Raw genomic sequence first — 19,115 nt, forward strand, 5'->3', positions numbered from 1 at the left:
ATCAGATTCACGGCGGAAAAGTAAAAACATTGCAATTTTTTTTTTATTTTTGCAGACAGTTTTTGAGAGAAAAATGATTATAAAATGATGAATGTACACGATAATATTCTTGGTTTGATTGGCAACTCACCGTTAGTCAGATTAAATCAGGTTACAAAGGACATTCCTGCAACAGTGTATGCTAAGCTGGAGTCTTATAATCCGGGACATTCTACAAAAGACAGAATTGCTTTGCATATCATAGAAAATGCGGAAAAGCAGGGAATCCTAAAATCAGATTCTGTGATTGTAGAAACTACATCTGGCAACACAGGTTTTTCCATAGCAATGGTTTGTATCGTCAAAGGTTACAAATGCATCCTTGCGGTCAGCGACAAAACAAAAGCTGAAAAAATTGCTTATCTGAAAGCACTTGGCGCAACCGTCTATGTTTGCCCTGCTTCTGTCCCTGCAGATGATCCGAGATCTTACTATGAAGTTGCCAAGAGAATCGCAAGAGAAACGCCGAATTCCGTCTATATCAATCAGTATTTCAACGAACTGAATATTGATGCACATTACCAAACAACCGGTCCGGAAATCTGGACACAGACCGGAGGAAAGATCACTCACCTTTTTGCCTGCACAGGAACCGGTGGAACGCTTTCCGGATCTGCAAAATATCTGAAAGAACAAAATCCTGACATAAAAGTCATTGGTGTAGACGCAGACGGATCTATTCTGAAAACTTATCACGAGACAGGAAAAATTAACAAAACAGAAATCCATCCGTACCAGATAGAAGGTCTTGGGAAAAATCTGATTCCCGGCGCACTTTTATTTGACAAAATCGATGAATTTGTACGCGTTAATGACGAAATGTCAGCTTACAGAACCCGCGAGATTGCTTTGAAAGAAGCCATCATGGGCGGTTACACCACTGGCGCTGTAACACAGGCACTCATTCAATACGCCAATGCTCATGAGTTCAAAGAAGATGATTTGATAGTTCTGATTTTCCCGGATCACGGTTCCCGCTATATTACCAAAGTGTACAGCGACAAATGGATGGAAGAACAGGGGTTCATCAACAACTGCTTCCACAACTACGACCAGGTTTTCAAAACAGAAATCATTGAATAAAATTATACCTCAATATTTATAAGCCTTTTGTAAATACAAAAGGTTTTTTTAATAAAATCAAAAAATATCAGTTAGAAATGGACATTTTTGAAAGAATAAAACAAAACCCGGGTCCTTTAGGACAATTTGCAGATTACGCAGAAGGCTATTATATTTTCCCAAGACTGGAAGGACCAATTGGCCCGAGAATGAAGTTCCAGGGCAAAGAAGTGATTTTCTGGAGCGCTAACGATTATTTAGGTCTTTGCAACCATCCGGATGTTCTGGAAGCCGATGCAAAAGCCGCTGCAGAATATGGCATGTTTTATCCGATGGGTGCGAGAGCTATGTCCGGAGAAACCGAGCAACACTTGCAATTAGAAAGAGAATTGGCAGAGTTTGTTCAGAAAGAATCTGCATATCTATTGAATTTTGGTTATCAAGGAATGGTTTCCACAATCGACGCTTTGGTTTCCAGAAATGATGTGATTGTTTACGACGTAGATTCCCACGCTTGTATCGTAGATGGTGTTAGATTACACGCAGGAAAACGTTTTACATACAGACACAACGATATTGCAAGTCTTGAAAAGAACTTACAAAGAGCTCAAAAAGTAACTGAAGAAACCGGAGGCGGAATCTTGGTAATTACTGAAGGTGTTTTCGGAATGAGAGGACAACAAGGTAAACTGAAGGAAATCTGTGCCCTTAAAGAAAAATATGGTTTCAGAATTCTGGTAGATGATGCACACGGATTCGGTACGCTTGGAGCAACCGGAGCTGGAGCTGGTGAAGAGCAAGGCTGTCAGGATCAGATTGATGTTTACTTCTCTACTTTCGCAAAATCTATGGCTGGTTTCGGAGCTTTCCTTGCTGGAAACAAAGAAATCATACGTTATTTGAAATTCAACTTAAGATCCCAGATTTTTGCTAAATCTTTGACGATGCCAATGGTAATAGGAGGTTTGAAGAGATTGGAATTATTAAGAACAAGACCGGAAATCAAAGCTAAACTATGGGAAAATGTTAATAAATTACAAGGCGGATTGAAGAAAATAGGTTACAATCTTGGAGACACCAACACTTGCGTAACACCAGTTTTCATCCAGGGAGGGCCAATGGAGGCGATGATGCTGGCGAGGGATTTGAGAGAAAATTACTTGATTTTCACATCCGTAGTTTCCTATCCTGTAATTCCGAAAGGAATGATTTTGTTGAGATTAATTCCAACCGCTTCTCATACAGATGCAGAAATTAATGAAACGTTGGAAGCTTTTGAAGCCATCTACAAAAAGTTAGAAACCGGTTATTACAAAAACTTAGCAGACAAACAAGTCGAGGAACAAAATTTACAATTTAAAGAGATTTAATTGAGTTTAATTCCTGTCAATATAAAACCGCCTAAAGAATTTTTAGGCGGTTTTTTTTATCAAATTGTATATTCTTAATTAATCTTCCTCAAATCCAAATCCTCAAAATCAAAACTAAAATCCGTCACATCAGAGATAGGCTTCATCTTAGCAGAAACCGCTTTTCCATTTTCATCAAAATTCAAAGTGAAAAACGCATCCGCATCATAACTTCTGTCATCCCATTTCGCAACAAAAGAATTCGCTGAATATGGAATCAAATCGCCTTTCAGCCTTGGAGAAGATTTAGAAATAATTCTGTAACCCTTTCCAACTTTGGAAATCTCCACGATGCCGAACCAGTTATCCTTGTACCATCCGATGAACTGATCATCTTTCAGATCCGTTTTATATTTCGAAGCTTTATCATAAACTTCTTTCTTCTGTTTTGAGAAAGTTTCCTCATTTTTCTTATTTCTGTCGCCATAAAGCTTCAGCCAATCACGGTTTTCTATTTTCAGATAAGCATCTTTAACTGAATTCGTAATCGTCGAAAATGCCGCACCAGATTGCTGATTTGTCAAAACCACAATCCCTAGTTTCATATCCGGAATCAAAGTAAAATGCGTCACAGTTCCTATCAAACCTCCGGAATGCTGAACCTGCAAATGACCTTTCACATCACTCAAAAACCAGCCTAATCCGTAACCATAAAAATGAGTATCATAAGGCGAAGTTATTCCAACCTTATCAGGAATCTGAAGACTCCACAATTCGTGAGCATTTTTCTCAGAAACCAAACGTTTCCCGTCTTTGGTCACAAATCCATTCAGAAGGAAATTCGCCCAGGTCGTCATATCCTGAATATTACTCATGATCCCGCCGGCCGCATTCGCAGTTTCGCTCCAGTCGTGCGGAACAGCAATTGCTTTTCCGTCCACAGGAGCATGCGCATCAATGATATTTTGAGAATTTTTCGCTCTGTTATAAGAACCGAAACTCGCTGTCATTCCAACAGGTTTCATAATTCTCTGCTCGATAAAGTCCGCCCATTGCAAACCGGAAACTCTGTGAATCACCTCGCCAGCAACAATGAACATGATATTGTTGTAATCCAAAGTCGTCCGGAAAGGATTCTCCGGTTTCAGGTATCTCACATTATGAACGATATCATTCACCGTCAGATTCCCGCCTTCAGGAAAAAACATCAGGTCACCTTGACCTAACCCCAATCCGGCTCTATGCGTAATCAGATCCTTGATGGTCACATTCTGGGAAACATAAGCATCTGCCATCTGGAATTCAGGGATATATTTCGTCACTTTATCGTCCCAGTTGATTTTCCCTTCATCAGCCAGGATCGCCAGAGCAGTACAGGTAAAACCCTTACTGTTAGACGCAATACCGACCAAAGTATTATCATCCATCGGAAGTTTATTGTTCAATGACCGAACCCCGAAACCTTTGGCATAGACCACTTTCCCATCTTTCACAATCCCGACAGACATCCCGGGAACATCAAACGTTTTAAGCGAATTCTCAATCAGTTCGTCGAGTTTTTTTTCCTCGATCTGAGCATTGACATAGAAAAGAGAGCAAAGAACTAAGAAAAAAGAAATTTGTTTTGTCATTTTAAAAAAGCTTTCCACGAAGATAAGAAATTGTTAATTCTTATCATTAATCATACTCACAGTTGATTAAACAATATTTCAAACCCAAATATCATTGTTGAATTTAAAGATTTAAAGATTTGCGAAACTCTTGTAACTATCTACTCAAGTCCTGTAACAGGCAACATTGCTTCTGTAACTGTCTACTTAACTCTTGTAACAATCTACTTAACTCCTGTAACTGTTTACTTAACTCCTGTAATTGTCTACTTAACTCCTGTAATTGTCTACTTTGCTTGTGTAACAGTCTACTCAACACTTCCGATTGTCTACTTTACTTCTCTGATTATTTACTCAAGACCTCTGATTATCTACTTAATACCTCTGGCAGTCTGTTCTATGGCAATTTCAATAAGTGACAAAATAAAATTATCTTTACATTCAATTATAAAAACATACGATGTCATACTGCAAGGCCATAGAAACAATGCAACCCGAAGAACGGAAAGCATTGCACAAAAACTACCACGATAACCACTACGGTTTCCCCATCCACAATGATGATGAACTCTTCGGAAGGTTAATTATGGAAATCAATCAGGCTGGATTGAGCTGGGAAACGATTCTCAAAAAAGAAGAATCTTTCCGGAAAGCCTACAGCAGTTTCAGTATCGAAAAAATTGCGGCCTACTCAGAAAAAGACAGAGAAAGATTATTATCAGACCCCGGGATCATCAGAAATAAACTGAAAGTCAACGCTGCAATAGAAAATGCAAAAACCATCCTGGAACTGAAAAAAGAATTCGGGTCATTCGAAAAATGGCTGGAACACCACCATCCGAAAACCAAAGAAGAATGGGTAAAACTGTTCAAAAAAACATTCAGGTTCACAGGCGGAGAAATCGTCGGCGAATTCCTGATGAGCATCGGTTTCCTAAAAGGTGCCCATTCCGATGATTGCAAAATCAATGAAAAAATCGCCGCCACAAACCCCAAGTGGAAAGAAGTTAAATAGCTAGATCCACTTGTACTCCGCTCAGTGTGACATTTCTAATACTACATTCTTTGTCAGTTTGAGGCTCTCGAAGGCATTCATTCACATTGTCAGTCTGAGCGGAGTCGAAGACTTTTTCAGCATTGTCAGTCTGAGGCTCTCGAAGACTTTACGAACTGGTTTTTTCAAAATATAAAAATTAGCCTTAAATTTGTAGAAATCTAAAGAAAGTCAATGGAAAGTAAAAAAGAATTTTTCCTCGAGTGCTACAAACTCGGGATCATCAAATTTGGGCGTTTCACATTAAAAAGCGGGATAGAAAGTCCCTTCTATGTGGACCTTCGCCCTCTCGCATCTGACCCGAAAATCCTGAAAAAACTCGCCGATTATCTTCTGGAGATGCTTCCTTTGGATAATTTCGATATCATCTGCGGCGTTCCTTATGCAGCACTTCCAATGGCAACAGCGATGTCACTTCAGAGTTACATTCCGCTCATTATTAAAAGAAAAGAAGCCAAATCTTACGGCACCAAAAAACTGATTGAAGGGATTTATGAAAAAGGACAAAACTGCCTTTTGGTAGAAGATGTCATCACTTCCGGAAAATCTTTGGTAGAAACAATTGACGAAGTAGAAAACGAAGGCATTAAAGTTTCTGACATCGTAGTCGTTCTGGACAGACAACAGGGCGGAAAAGAAAAACTGGAAGCCAAAGGCTACAAAGTTCATTCGCTGTTCAATATTTCTGAGGTGGTGGAAATCCTGAGAGAAGAAAATCACATTGATGAAGCTGAAGTAGCAAGGATACAAGATTTCGTGAACGGAAATCAAGTGGTTTTCGAAGAGAAAAAACGCTTGTCTTACGAACAGAAACTGCAAGCTGCCGAACATTCCTTCGCCAAAAAAATCCTTGAGATAGCCATTGAAAAAAGATCAAACCTGATTGCTTCGGCAGATTTCATCAGCACAAAAGAATTATTGGATTTTGCTGATATGGTTGGTCCTCATATTGTCGCTCTGAAAACACACATTGATATCCTGAACGATTTCGATGCTGACAGCACCATTCTTCCCTTGAAAGACCTGGCGACAAAACATAACTTCTTACTAATGGAAGACCGGAAATTCGCAGACATCGGGAACACGCAGGAACTGCAGTTTTCTTATGGAACCTACAAGATTTCCAACTGGGCAGACTTAGTAACCTCCCACGTCATTGGCGGAAGCAAAAGCTTAGATTGCTTTATGAGCGTTGGTGTCGTAGCCATTCTCGGTATGTCGTCAGAAGGCACTTTGACCGATTCTCATTACCGTGAAGAAGCTTTGAAAATCATAGAAACCCATCCCAGCATCATCGGTTGCGTAGCTCAGAATCAAATTTCTGACCAGCTTTTATTGTTCACGCCAGGGGTTAATTTAGCAAAAGGTGGCGATGACAAAGGTCAGCAATACAATTCCCCGGAACATGTGATCAGGAATTACGGAACTGATTTCATCATCGTCGGACGCGGCATCTACAAAGCAGACGAGCCGGAACAGGAAGCATTGCGTTACAAAAATGAAGGCTGGCAGGCTTATCAGGATTGTGTTAGTAAATAACGAAAAGGCAGAAATTAATTTCTGCCTTTTTATTTTGATCCCAAAATAATAAAAAGCACTGAAGTTTGACCCCCAATGCTTTTTATAACTAACTACTAACTTTAACTTTATCCTTATTAACTGTTCTTAAGAGCCTCTGCTCCGGAAACAATTTCTAATATTTCGTTTGTGATGGCTGCCTGTCTCGCTTTGTTATAGAAAATCTTAAGATCATTTCTAAGCGCTTCTGCATTATCGGTCGCCTTGTGCATCGCTGTCATCCTTGCACCGTGTTCTGATGCTACGGAGTCCAGAACAGCTTTGAATATCTGGGTCTTGATAGATTTAGGAATCAATGTTTCCAGGATTTCTTTTCTACCCGGTTCGAAGATATAATCTGCATTAACATCTGAGCTTGCTTTCTCCGCAGAAATTGCAATTGGTAAAACCTGCTCAGTCACTACTTCCTGAGTAGCTGCATTGATGAACTTGTTATAAACAACGTAAACTTTGTCAAACTTTCCGGCTTTGAAATCTGACATCACTTTACCCGTCATATTTGAAACGTGGTCAAAAGAAAGATTATCAAACAGAGAACTGTGATTTTCATAAACAGTCCTGTTTTTTCTAAGCGCATCAAAAGCTTTCTTACCGATGGTTAAAACTTCTATTTCCACATTTTCGTTTGCAGAGAACTGAATGTTCAGTTCCTTGATAACAGAAGAGTTGAAAGCACCAGCTAAACCTCTGTTGGAAGTCACAGTAATGAAAAGAACTTTTTTAACCTCTCTTTCTATTGCGAATTCTGAGATATTCTCAGCATCAGAAGCAGCACTCACATTCTCTATAATCTCCTGCAGTTTTTCTGAGTAAGGTCTCAGCATCACGATTGCATCTTGTGCTTTCTTCAGTTTCGCAGCGGAAACCATTTTCATAGCACTTGTAATCTGCATCGTAGAAGATATAGATGAAATTCTGCCTCGTATTTCTTTTAAGTTTGCCATATTATTTTTAGTTGTTGGTTGTCGGTTGTTGGTTGTTAGTTTTAGAAAATTCTGTCAACTATCAACCAAAAACCATCAACTAATTTTTAGTTATATTTCGCAGAAAGTTCTGTTGCAACTTGCTTCAGCGTCCCGGTAATTGAATCGTCAATCTTACCCGCTTTAAGTGCAGACATAACTTCCGGATGTTTGTTTTTAAGGAAATCCACATATTCTACCTGGAATTCTTTTACCTTTCTGATCGGGATATTTCTCAATAGGTTCTCAGTTCCTGCATAGATCATAGCAACTTGATTTTCTACCGGAAGTGGAGAGTTAACTGGCTGCTTCAAAAGCTCCACATTTCTTTCTCCTTTAGAAATTACCGCCAATGTAGCAGCATCTAAGTCAGAACCGAATTTGGCAAACGCTTCCAATTCTTTATATTGAGCCTGGTCTAGCTTCAAAGTACCGGATACTTTTTTCATGGATTTGATCTGAGCATTACCTCCAACTCTCGATACAGAGATACCAACGTTGATTGCCGGACGAACTCCTGAGTTAAACAAATCTGTTTCAAGGAAAATCTGTCCGTCAGTAATAGAGATTACGTTCGTAGGGATATATGCAGAAACGTCACCAGCCTGAGTCTCAATGATAGGAAGAGCTGTTAATGAACCACCACCTTTTACAATTGGTTTAAGAGAGTCTGGCAAATCGTTCATTTGTTTTGCGATAGCATCATCAGCAATAACTTTCGCCGCTCTTTCCAACAATCTGGAGTGTAGGTAGAAAACGTCCCCTGGATAAGCCTCACGTCCCGGTGGTCTTCTCAATAGCAGAGAAAGTTCACGGTAAGCAACCGCTTGTTTTGATAAATCATCATAAACAATCAAAGCTGCACGACCAGTATCACGGAAGTACTCTCCGATAGAAGCACCTGCCATTGCAGAGTAAACCTGCATTGGAACCGGGTCTGAAGCGTTAGCTGCAACAATAACCGTGTAAGCTAAAGCACCTTTATCTTCTAAAGTTTTAACGATTTGTGCTACAGTTGAAGCTTTTTGCCCAATTGCAACATATATACAATAGACTGGCTGACCAGCATCATAAAATTCTTTTTGATTGATAATGGTGTCAATAGCCACAACTGTTTTACCAGTTTGTCTGTCACCAATGATCAACTCTCTTTGCCCTCTTCCTACCGGAATCATAGAATCGATAGCAACGATACCAGTCTGAAGTGGTTCAGTTACCGGCTGACGGAAGATAACGCCCGGTGCTTTTCTTTCCAAAGGCATTTCGTAAAGATCTCCTTCGATAGGTCCTTTACCATCGATTGGATTTCCCAGAGTATCAACAACTCTACCAAGCATCCCTTCTCCTACTTTGATAGAAGAAATTCTGTTGGTTCTTTTTACAGTATCACCTTCTTTTACCATTTTGGATTCACCAAGAAGCGCAACACCAACGTTGTCTTCTTCAAGGTTAAGAACGATACCTTCTACTCCAGCTTCGAATCTTACCAATTCTCCGTACTGCACATTTTCTAAACCGTAAACACGAGCGATACCATCACCGATTGTAAGTACAGTTCCAACTTCTTCTACGTTAGATTGAGTATCGAAATTTGCTAATTGCTGCTTCAGTATCGCTGATACTTCTGCCGGATTTATTTCTGCCATTATATGGTTGTTTTTCTTAATTAAGTTGAAATTCTTTTTTGATATTGTTCAGTTTGGTTTTAACTGAAGCATCGATTTGCTGGTCGCCCACTCTCAGGATATAACCTCCCAAGATATCTGGTTTGATAATCGTTTCCAAATCATAATTAGAAACGTTTACCATATTAGAATCAGCAATAATTTTCTGAATATTTTGCTCTGACAATTGAGTAGCCGTTACCAAAGAGATACGTTGCGTTCCCTTGATATCTTCTACTTTATTGATGAATTCCTGAGCAATATTCTTAAGCTGAGCTTCTCTTCCTTGCTTGATGACCAGTCGGATGATGTTTTTAGAAACAGGAGAAAAATCCTTGAATATTTCTAAAGCAATCGCCTCTTTCTTTCTTGCATCAATAATTGGCGTGCTGAAGAATGTATTCAATTCTCTGGACTTGGACATTATTTTCACAATATCCTTCATCTCACCGAAAACAGCATCTGTATTACCAGACTCCTGTGTGAAATCCAGTAAACCCTGTGCGTATCTTTTAGCTACTTTAGATGTCAGCATCCTGATTAGTTAAGGTTAGATTTGTTAAGAATATTTTCTACCAAAGCATTGTGAGCGCCATCATTGTTCAGTTTCTCTCTCAAGATATTTTCAGCGATGTTCACAGACAAAGTTCCGATTTGATTTTTGATATCAGCCATAGCTGCAATCTTTTCTGTCTGGATAGATTGTCTGGCTGCTTCGATCATTTTTTCGCCTTCTGCTTTAGCACTTTCTTTAGCCTGGCTTACGATCTTATCCTTCATATCTCTGGCTTCTTTCAGGATGCCATCTCTTTCTGCTCTGGCTTCACGAATGATTCTTTCGTTATCTTCTTTCAGCTGAGCCATTTCCTGCTTAGCCAATTTAGCTTGGTTAAGTGCATCGATGATCGTAACTTCTCTATCATTAACTGCGTTAAGAATTGGTTTCCACGCAAATTTTGCTAATAAAAACAATAGGATGATGAATGTAAGTGTCATCCAAAATAATAAACCTATGCCCGGCTCTATCATAATCTAAGTTTTTTATTAATTAAAATAATTTTTTTGAATTTAAGAAAAATCTTAGCAAAACCAACCGTTTTGCTAAGACTTAGATGTAATAAGGATTACTTGATGAATGCACCAAAGATAATCGCAATAAGACCAGCTCCTTCAATAAGACCAGCTGCGATAAGCATTGCTCCCTGAATTTTACCAGCTTGTTCCGGTTGTCTAGCGATAGCATCCATTGCGTGTCCACCGATTTTACCAATTCCTAGACCTACGCCTAATACTGCTAAACCGATCCCTACGTAAATTAATCCTGCTCCAGTTGTTAAATCCATAATAAAATTATTTAGGTTAAATATGTTCTTTTTAATTGTATCTTAATGTTCGTGTGAGTGATCCTGTACTGCAATTCCAATAAATAATGCTGACAATACTGTGAAAATATACGCCTGCAATACTGCAACCAATAACTCCAATACAGAAATGAATAATGCCAAAGGCACAGATGCAAATCCTAATAATGGTGTTTTAAAAATAAATATCAATGAAATAATCGCCAGTATCATAATGTGACCCGCGGTAACGTTGGCAAAAAGTCGCATCATCAAAGCAAACGGCTTTGTAAACACGCCAATAATCTCAATCGGAACCATAATAGGGTAAAGCAAAATCGGAACCGGCGGCATGAAAATATGCTTCCAGTAATCTTTGTTGGCACTGAAAAGCGTAATCACCAAAGTAATAATTGCTAAAACTGCAGTAATTGCTATATTCCCGGTCAAGTTACCTCCAAAAGGAAAGAATGGAATCAATCCGAACAGGTTATTGATCCAGATAAAGAAAAACACCGTCAATAAATAAGGCATAAATCTTTTGTATTTTGAAGACCCGATATTTGGAATTGCCACTTCATCACGGATAAAAATAACAATCGGTTCCAAAATTCTGCCGGCACCTTTCGGCATCATAGAATTCTTATAACTTCTTCCCATTCCGATGAAAATAATCAGCATGAAAACGACTGACAGGAACATAGCAAAAACATTTTTGGTAATTGAAAAATCATAAAAAACCTTTCCGGAATCTTGCTTATTACCAATCAGACCAAACAATGTTGCTTTCTCCAATCCTTTCGTAGAAACCAATTGCCCGTCGTGCAAAGTATACCCGTCATGTTCGTGACCATGAGCTACAGAAGATGATAAAAATGTATGGATCCCAGCCTCGTCCTTTACAATAATTGGCAATGGAACAGAGATATGTTTCTCTTCCGCAGTCCCTTCATTCAGAGTCATCAGATGCCATTCATTAGAATCGCCGATATGCTCCATTATCATTTTCTTTGCATCAAATGATTTCTCGGCCTTTTCTATTTCTGCTGTTTCACCTACATTAGCAACTTCGTGCTGAGCAGAGATGAAAACGCTAGAAAAGATGAACAAAAACGTAAAAAAAACAGAATTAATTTTTAGCTTCATAACACATTTTATCGGTTTGCAAATATATCGATTTATAATGGTTAGAAAAACTAAATTATATGATTTTTATCAAATTCATAATACTATGATTTATTGAGCCTTACAATGACAAAATAATAAATTAAAAAAGAACTGATTAAAAAAATCAAACTCAAAATCAGAAAATTAACTTTTGTTTTGTCTATAAAAAATAAAATTCCGGTAAGCCAGATTATATCTTTTAACAAGTTAATTCCTAAAAATCTCAATCCGGAATTATTGCCTTTTATTAAAACCATTTTGAACAAATAATACACAATTATATTAAGAATAATTAGTGAAGCGATTGCAATAATTAGTATTAATATCTGATTCATTTTGCAAAAATAAACAATCCTGACAAACTTAATTCTATTTATAAAATGCGGATTAAACTGCCCCAAATAAAACAAAAAATAAATGATGATTGATTAGTCATCACTGACGCTGTAACTTCGTTTAAATTTTCTTATTTTTGCAGACTTAAATATCTTATTAAAGTATGTTCAATAGTTTACAAGACAAGCTAGATAAAGCCCTTCATAATATTTCGGGACGTGGAAAAATCACGGAAATCAACGTTGCAGAAACAGTCAAGGAAATCCGAAGAGCATTGGTAGATGCCGACGTTAACTACAAAGTAGCGAAAGACCTTACGAAAAGAGTTCAGGATAAAGCGATTGGTGAAAACGTTTTGACATCGCTGACGCCGGGACAATTGATGACGAAAATTGTTCACGACGAATTGGTTGACCTGATGGGAGGTTCACAGGAGGGAATCAATCTTTCCGGAAAGCCAACTGTGATTTTGATTGCAGGTCTTCAGGGTTCCGGTAAAACGACTTTCTCCGGAAAATTAGCCAACTATCTGAAACAAAAAAGAAGCAAAAAACCACTTTTGGTGGCTTGCGACGTTTACAGACCTGCGGCGATTGACCAGCTGAAAGTGCTGGGTGGACAAATTAATATTGAAGTTTACACAGAACTAGAGAATAAAAATCCTGTTGCGATTGCTGAGAATGCGATTAATTATGCAAAGTCAAACGGCTTTGACACGATTATCGTGGATACGGCTGGCCGTTTGGCGATTGATGAGCAGATGATGAACGAAATCAAATCTGTTCATCAAACCATCAAACCGACAGAGACGCTTTTTGTAGTAGATTCTATGACGGGACAAGATGCTGTGAATACGGCTAAAGCCTTCAATGACACTTTGAATTTTGACGGTGTTGTTCTTACTAAACTGGACGGTGATACGCGTGGTGGAGCGGCTTTGACGATAAGATCTATTGTAGAAAAGCCTATCAAATTTATCTCTACGGGAGAAAAAATGGAAGCGCTTGACCTTTTCTATCCGGAAAGGATGGCTGACAGAATCCTTGGAATGGGAGATGTTGTTTCCCTGGTTGAAAGAGCTCAGGAACAGTTTGATGAAGAGGAAGCGAAGAAGCTTCATAAGAAGATTGCCAAGAATGAATTTGGTTTCGATGACTTTTTGAAGCAAATCAACCAGATCAAGAAAATGGGTAATATGAAGGATCTTATGGGGATGATTCCTGGTGTTGGAAAGGCAATAAAAGATGTGGACATCAATGATGACGCATTCAAGCACATCGAAGCGATTATCCACTCCATGACTCCTGACGAAAGAAGAAGACCTTCAATCATCAATGTTTCCAGAAAGCAAAGAATTGCGAAAGGTGCAGGCAGAAAACTAGAAGACGTGAATGCATTAATGAAACAGTTTGACCAGATGGGCAAAATGATGAAGATGATGCAAGGTCCTCAAGGGAAACAAATGATGCAAATGATGAGCAAAATGCCAAATATGCCTGGAATGGGTGGCGGATTGTTTGGGAAATAAGTTAGAAATTTTTTATATAATAAAAGTCCGAAGTAAAAATTACTTCGGACTTTTTTATGTTTATTGGAAATAAAAAAACCGCATTACTGCGGTTTTCTTCTAAATAATCCTAATCCTTAGATTAGTTTTTATCCCAAATTAATTTAGTATTCATTTTATCTCCTCCAATAGACTGAGAAGCAGCTTGATAATTTATGGTATTGAGATTCTGTGATGCCGTTGGATATAATAATCTTGTTGGTATATCTGTAAGGCCCGCAATTAATGAAACAAATGTGTAAGTAGTTTCACCATCTACCGGAATGTTTAATTCGGCTGTTTGACCAGGAAGCAATAACGTATTTGGATAACCCGTTCTTCGATATTCAGCCCAAGCTTCAAACGGCTGCATATAAAGGGCTACATATTTCTGAGTTAATACATTTTCTTTTGATGCAACTGGCAAAGAAGAGACAAAAGCATTAATTTTTGATGCTTCAACTCCCCATCTTTCCATAGAAGCCTTTACACCTTTTTCGTAATGATCCTGAGCCCAGCCATTGGCTTCACTTAATAAAAACTCTACTTCAGAATATTCCATAAATATCTCAGTATAGTTTGGTTTTAATACATTTTTACTGAAAAAATTAATTTCATCTAATTGACTTGCTGTCATAGTACTAGGAAGTCCATACGGCATTCCTTTAAAATCTGCAGGATTATTAGACTCTATCGACGTACCATTTAGAATTTGTGTTTGGGTAGCATTCATAGGAGAAGCATACTTAAACAATCTTGGATCTAAAGAAAAGTTGCCCTTCTCTCCTTTTAATAATTGTACAAAAGTTTTAGAAACTGAAAAATCTGTTCTTGTTCTAAAATTATCAAACATCGGTGAAGGATTAACCAAATTGTTCTCATATGTTAATCCAACATTATCCGTATTAGAAGTCATGACACCAGAAGCAATCGCATCAGTAATATGCTCTTCAGCAGTTGGGACAACCCCCTTTACTCTTGTTGCTACTCTAAGTCTAAGAGAATTCGCAAATTTCTTAAGCTTCAATCCAGAGCCAAACAACAAATCACCTTGTGTAAATACCTTAGAATTAACATCAATCATTTGCGCTGATTCTTTTAATTCTTTCAATATGTCGGCGTAAATTTTTTGTTGGCTAGCAAATTTAGGTTGAACATACTTATCTATGTCCAAAGCTTGAAAATCTGCATCTTTATTACCATATGAATAATATGGAATATCACCATATGTATCCACTAAATTTAAGAATACATACGATAACATAACTCGAGCGGCAGCAATTTGATTTTTATTAGGTCCATACACGGACATTTGTGCTGCTGTTACAGGATCAGTATTTAAGTCCGCAATTCTTTTGTAGTCTTGAGCAACCCTATATGAAAAACTCCAAAAAGAATCATTATTAGCAGCTCTGAAACGATATCTATCTTCCTCTGTATATCCTGTTTGAGCAGAATACTGAATCCAAGGCAAAGCGATACGCCCTGAAGTCCACTCATCCCTTGTATTATCCATCAATTCTTTGTTTGCACTATTAAATATACCATATGTTAGTGGTTTATCGGTAGAATTGGGATTTATATCAATTTCATCAAATTTATCAGAGCAACTCTGGGAAATCATTGAAACTGTTAGTGCTGATATAATTAAAATTATTTTTTTCATTTTTATTAAAATTTAAAGTTAACATTGAATCCATAGATTCTTGTCGAAGGTAATGATCCACCTTCAATTCCCTGATAATTACCAGAACCGTAAGATACATTTTCAGGATCTATACCTTTATTGGATAAATTCCATGCAAATAAATTTCGTGCAAAAGCCGAAACTCTAACACCCTGAATATAATTCCCGACTAAGGATTTAGGGAGGTCATAACCAATTGTAATATCTCTTAATTTAATATAACTTGCATCGAAGACATTTTGCGCATCTACAGTGTCGTAGAACGAAGCTCCCCAAGTAGGTGCATCAAGTAAAATATCATTTACAGTACCATCTTCTTTCACACCAGGAAGAACAACTCCCGCTGCTCTATTTCCACCTAAGCCTGTCTCTTCCAACATCCCAGAGTACATTCCAAACATATTTGTTGTTGAGAAATACTTTCCTCCTTCTTGAATGTCAACTAATACAGACAAACTAATAGATTTATATTTAAAAGTATTTCGGAATCCCATATTATACTTTGGCAAAATAGATCCTAAAGATTTAATCTCTGACGCCTTATAGAAACCATTTTCGTCAATAATTTTGTTCCCGTTCGCATCATATACATAATCTGTTCCTAAAATTGCTCCATAAGCCTCACCAACTTGTGCTGCTAATTGAACTCTAAAAGGTGCGTTTGTAAGAATGTAATTTTTCAAATCACCTTGTAATTCAACTAATTTATTTCTATTCCTAGCAAAATTCCAAGTCAAATCCCAAGAGAAATCACTAGTCTTAATTGGAGTAATATTAACCATAGCCTCAATACCTTTATTGGTCATTTCCCCAGCATTAATTCTTTTGAAAAGGAAACCAGTTGATGGATCAACAGGTAAAGGAATGATTAGATCCGTTGATTTGACATCATAATAAGTTACATCAAATCCAAATCTATTATTAAAGAAACTGGCCTCTATACCAACCTCTTTAGTATTTTTCATTTCCGGTTTGATATTTGGATCATTAAATGTATTCGGATCAGAATACATTTGAGAACTACCAAAAGGAGTTCCTATAACAGTATAATTTAATCTACTATATGGATCTGTTCCTTGCGCAACATTAGACCATCCAGCTCTCAATTTACCAAAAGATAACCAATCAGCTTTTATTAAATTAGAAAAAACAAGACTTCCTGTGACTGACGGATAAAGTTTGTCATCATTTACAGTCGAGAACCAATCATTTCTACCAGTTGCTTCTACGTATAATAAATCCTTGTAACCAATAGATACTGATCCGAAGACACTTTTTACAGAACTATGGTAAGATCTATTTGTTGCTTTAGCATTCTCTTTACTATTATCTAAATTATATATATGTGGAATAACTAGCCCCCCAACAGTAGTACCTTTTAACCAACTCATCTTGTTATCCCTAATATTAAATCCAACAAATGCATTTACATTAAAATCTCCAAAGTTATTACTATAATGCGCTCTACCTTCGTAATTAAATTCTGATACATTTCTCTTTTCCAGAGTATAATTTGACACAGCTTGAGAACCCACAGCTACTCTAGTATCGATATTCTGTGAATATACATCTCCATAAACCTTACCAACAATATAAAAATGTTTATCAAAGGTATATGTCAGACCAGCATTTCCAAAAAATCTTTGTCTACTATCTTGAGAGTAGTTTTCATTGATTGTCCAATAAGGATTATCAGAATATTTTGGAGTAGCATTATTGTAAGCAGTTCTATTCCATGTTCTTTGATTGCCATTAGACAACTTGTAATCTTTAAGCTTTGAAAAATCTAAATTTCTTTGTCCAAATTGATAGAATTTTTGAGCTACTGAATTATCTCCATATCCAACTTCAGGTCTATTATAACCTGCTGTATGAACATAATTTACTATAGCTTCTGCCTTAAGATTTTCCGATAATTTAGTATTTAAATTAACACTAAAATTATCTTTGTTAATTTTTGACGTAGGAACTATACCATTTATTTGCGTGTTTGTGTAAGACAATCTGACATTTGTATCACCAAACGATTTAGCAACCGATACATTATTCGTATATGTAACTCCTGTATTGAAAAAATCGTCTACATCTTTATTTGGAGCAACCCACGCAACTGGTTTCATATAATCATTAGCAAACTCCGGATCAAAAGCATACCAAGGTAAGTACATCAAATTTGGATCATATTTTGGACCCCAAGATGCATCTGTAGCATATTCTTGTACATTATAAGTTGTTCCATTAATTGTTCTGGTAGGTAATGTTTCTTGAGAACCTCCACCATAGAAGTTTTGAAGCTTCGGTCTGATATAAATATTTTCAAAAGAAATACCTGTATTAAGTTGAACCTCTGTTCTTCCTTTTTTTGCAGACTTTGTGGTATATATAATAGCTCCATTTCCAGCTCTAGCTCCATATAAAGCAGCAGCAGGGCCACCTTTCAAAACAGTTACACTTTCAATGTCGTCAGGATTGATATCAAAAGTAGCGTCACCATAATCTCTACCACCAGCTCCTCTTTGAGTATCTAAAGTATTTACGTTTGAATTATCCAAAGGAACACCATCCACCACAATTAATGGTCTATTTTCGCCAGTGACAGAACTTATACCTCTCATTGTTATACGGGTAGAACCACCCATTGTAGAAGGTGCTGTAACTTGTACCCCAGCTACATTTCCTGAAAGGGCACTTACTGCATTAGTTTGACCCGCATCGGAAATAACATCCCCTTTAATTTCTTGAGTAGCATACCCCAAAGCTTTTTTTTCTCTCTTGATACCTAAAGCCGTTACTACCACGCCTTCGATATCTTGTGTTTTAGCTGTATCCTTTATCGTTTGCGCAGAAACCATTGCAAAAGACGATGAAAGAACCACTGCTAACACGCTTGTTGTTAATTTTTTCATATCAAATCAAATTTTTCAATAAACAAAAATGCAAAACATTATTAATATATGCAACACAAATTGTTAAAAAATTGTTAATTGCATCATCTAAAGTCGCACTATTACATAACTTTGCAGTGTTACTTTTTATTATGCTATTAATACAAAATTTTTCAAACGCCTTTATCGAAGCCGGTTGTGATGAAGTCGGAAGAGGCTGTCTGGCAGGGCCGGTTGTGGCTGCAGCAGTTATTGTAGATAAAAATTTTAAGCAAAATTTGGTTAATGATTCTAAAACGTTAAACTTTAAAACAAGGCAGAATCTCGACCTTTACATCCGTGAAAATGCTGTGGACTTTGCGATAGCAGAACTTTCCCCGGATTTCATTGACCAGCATAATATACTGAACGCCAGCTTGCATGCCATGCATCTGGCTCTCGATCAGCTGAAAACGAGACCGGAACTGATCCTGGTGGACGGCAACAGATTCCATCCTTATAATTTTATCCCGCACCATTGTATTATAAAAGGCGACAGCAAATATCTTTCGATTGCAGCGGCATCTATTATTGCAAAGAACTATCGGGATAACCTGATGATACAACTTCACGACGAATTTCCGGATTACGGCTGGAACACCAATTTCGGTTATTGTACAAAAACCCATCAGAAAGCCCTGAAAAAATTCGGTCCTAATATCCACCACAGAAAATCTTTCCGGTTGGAATACGACGTTGAGATCTAAAATATTGAAAACTGAAAAATTTAGTCATAAGTATATTTAATTCTACTGTATTTTAATAAAAATAGAATCAATCGCTTGATTTCTGACAGA

Annotated in this window: 15 protein-coding genes; 6 read left to right on the plus strand and 9 right to left on the minus strand. The window is 37.4% G+C overall.

What is annotated here, in order from left to right:
- Nucleotides 1-84: 84 nt before the first annotated feature.
- Nucleotides 85-1,122, plus strand: coding sequence for a PLP-dependent cysteine synthase family protein (locus BUA97_RS03685; protein ID WP_072996497.1), 1,038 nt, complete (start codon nt 85-87; stop codon nt 1,120-1,122).
- Nucleotides 1,123-1,199: 77 nt separating this feature from the next.
- The gene (locus BUA97_RS03690) at nt 1,200-2,471 is read left to right on the plus strand and encodes an aminotransferase class I/II-fold pyridoxal phosphate-dependent enzyme (RefSeq protein ID WP_072996498.1); all 1,272 of its coding nucleotides are present in this window, start codon (nt 1,200-1,202) and stop codon (nt 2,469-2,471) included.
- A 74-nt stretch (nt 2,472-2,545) separates the two neighbouring features.
- Here the strand turns inward: BUA97_RS03690 and BUA97_RS03695 are convergent, their stop codons facing one another.
- A complete protein-coding gene (locus BUA97_RS03695; RefSeq protein WP_072996499.1) occupies nt 2,546-4,081 on the minus strand; it encodes a serine hydrolase in 1,536 nt (511 codons plus the stop codon).
- A gap of 439 nt (nt 4,082-4,520) precedes the next feature.
- On the opposite strand from BUA97_RS03695, the gene BUA97_RS03700 reads away from it, so the two are divergent.
- Both BUA97_RS03700 and pyrF read left to right on the plus strand, forming a co-directional pair.
- Nucleotides 4,521-5,075: a DNA-3-methyladenine glycosylase I gene (locus BUA97_RS03700; protein WP_072996500.1), complete on the plus strand. Its 555-nt coding sequence runs from the start codon at nt 4,521-4,523 to the stop codon at nt 5,073-5,075.
- Nucleotides 5,076-5,288: 213 nt separating this feature from the next.
- Nucleotides 5,289-6,653, plus strand: a complete 1,365-nt coding sequence (gene pyrF, locus BUA97_RS03705) for an orotidine-5'-phosphate decarboxylase (protein WP_072996501.1) — start codon at nt 5,289-5,291, stop codon at nt 6,651-6,653.
- A gap of 116 nt (nt 6,654-6,769) precedes the next feature.
- Here pyrF and atpG read toward each other — a convergent pair whose 3' ends face one another.
- The 6 genes from atpG to atpB form a co-directional block, all read right to left on the minus strand.
- Nucleotides 6,770-7,636: an ATP synthase F1 subunit gamma gene (gene atpG, locus BUA97_RS03710; RefSeq protein WP_072996502.1), complete on the minus strand. Its 867-nt coding sequence runs from the start codon at nt 7,634-7,636 to the stop codon at nt 6,770-6,772.
- An 86-nt stretch (nt 7,637-7,722) separates the two neighbouring features.
- Nucleotides 7,723-9,300 (minus strand): F0F1 ATP synthase subunit alpha, encoded by a 1,578-nt coding sequence (gene atpA / locus BUA97_RS03715; RefSeq protein ID WP_072996503.1) that lies wholly within the window; start codon nt 9,298-9,300, stop codon nt 7,723-7,725.
- A 16-nt stretch (nt 9,301-9,316) separates the two neighbouring features.
- The gene (atpH, locus tag BUA97_RS03720) at nt 9,317-9,853 is read right to left on the minus strand and encodes an ATP synthase F1 subunit delta (protein WP_072996504.1); all 537 of its coding nucleotides are present in this window, start codon (nt 9,851-9,853) and stop codon (nt 9,317-9,319) included.
- Nucleotides 9,854-9,858: 5 nt separating this feature from the next.
- Nucleotides 9,859-10,347: a F0F1 ATP synthase subunit B gene (locus BUA97_RS03725; protein WP_072996505.1), complete on the minus strand. Its 489-nt coding sequence runs from the start codon at nt 10,345-10,347 to the stop codon at nt 9,859-9,861.
- Nucleotides 10,348-10,442: 95 nt separating this feature from the next.
- On the minus strand, nt 10,443-10,661 hold the full coding sequence (locus BUA97_RS03730) for an ATP synthase F0 subunit C (RefSeq protein ID WP_063968283.1): 219 nt from the start codon (nt 10,659-10,661) through the stop codon (nt 10,443-10,445).
- A 42-nt stretch (nt 10,662-10,703) separates the two neighbouring features.
- Nucleotides 10,704-11,804, minus strand: coding sequence for a F0F1 ATP synthase subunit A (gene atpB, locus BUA97_RS03735; protein ID WP_072996506.1), 1,101 nt, complete (start codon nt 11,802-11,804; stop codon nt 10,704-10,706).
- Nucleotides 11,805-12,324: 520 nt separating this feature from the next.
- Between atpB and ffh the strand changes: the two genes are divergently transcribed.
- The gene (gene ffh / locus BUA97_RS03745; protein ID WP_072996508.1) at nt 12,325-13,689 is read left to right on the plus strand and encodes a signal recognition particle protein; all 1,365 of its coding nucleotides are present in this window, start codon (nt 12,325-12,327) and stop codon (nt 13,687-13,689) included.
- Between the two features lie 121 nt (nt 13,690-13,810).
- Here ffh and BUA97_RS03750 read toward each other — a convergent pair whose 3' ends face one another.
- On the minus strand, nt 13,811-15,373 hold the full coding sequence (locus BUA97_RS03750; RefSeq protein WP_072996509.1) for a SusD/RagB family nutrient-binding outer membrane lipoprotein: 1,563 nt from the start codon (nt 15,371-15,373) through the stop codon (nt 13,811-13,813).
- A gap of 5 nt (nt 15,374-15,378) precedes the next feature.
- On the minus strand, nt 15,379-18,300 hold the full coding sequence (locus tag BUA97_RS03755) for a SusC/RagA family TonB-linked outer membrane protein (RefSeq protein ID WP_072996510.1): 2,922 nt from the start codon (nt 18,298-18,300) through the stop codon (nt 15,379-15,381).
- Nucleotides 18,301-18,431: 131 nt separating this feature from the next.
- On the opposite strand from BUA97_RS03755, the gene BUA97_RS03760 reads away from it, so the two are divergent.
- The gene (locus tag BUA97_RS03760; protein ID WP_072996511.1) at nt 18,432-19,025 is read left to right on the plus strand and encodes a ribonuclease HII; all 594 of its coding nucleotides are present in this window, start codon (nt 18,432-18,434) and stop codon (nt 19,023-19,025) included.
- Nucleotides 19,026-19,115: the final 90 nt, after the last annotated feature.

It is taken from the genome of Epilithonimonas mollis (assembly GCF_900142325.1).
Classification (GTDB): domain Bacteria; phylum Bacteroidota; class Bacteroidia; order Flavobacteriales; family Weeksellaceae; genus Epilithonimonas; species Epilithonimonas mollis.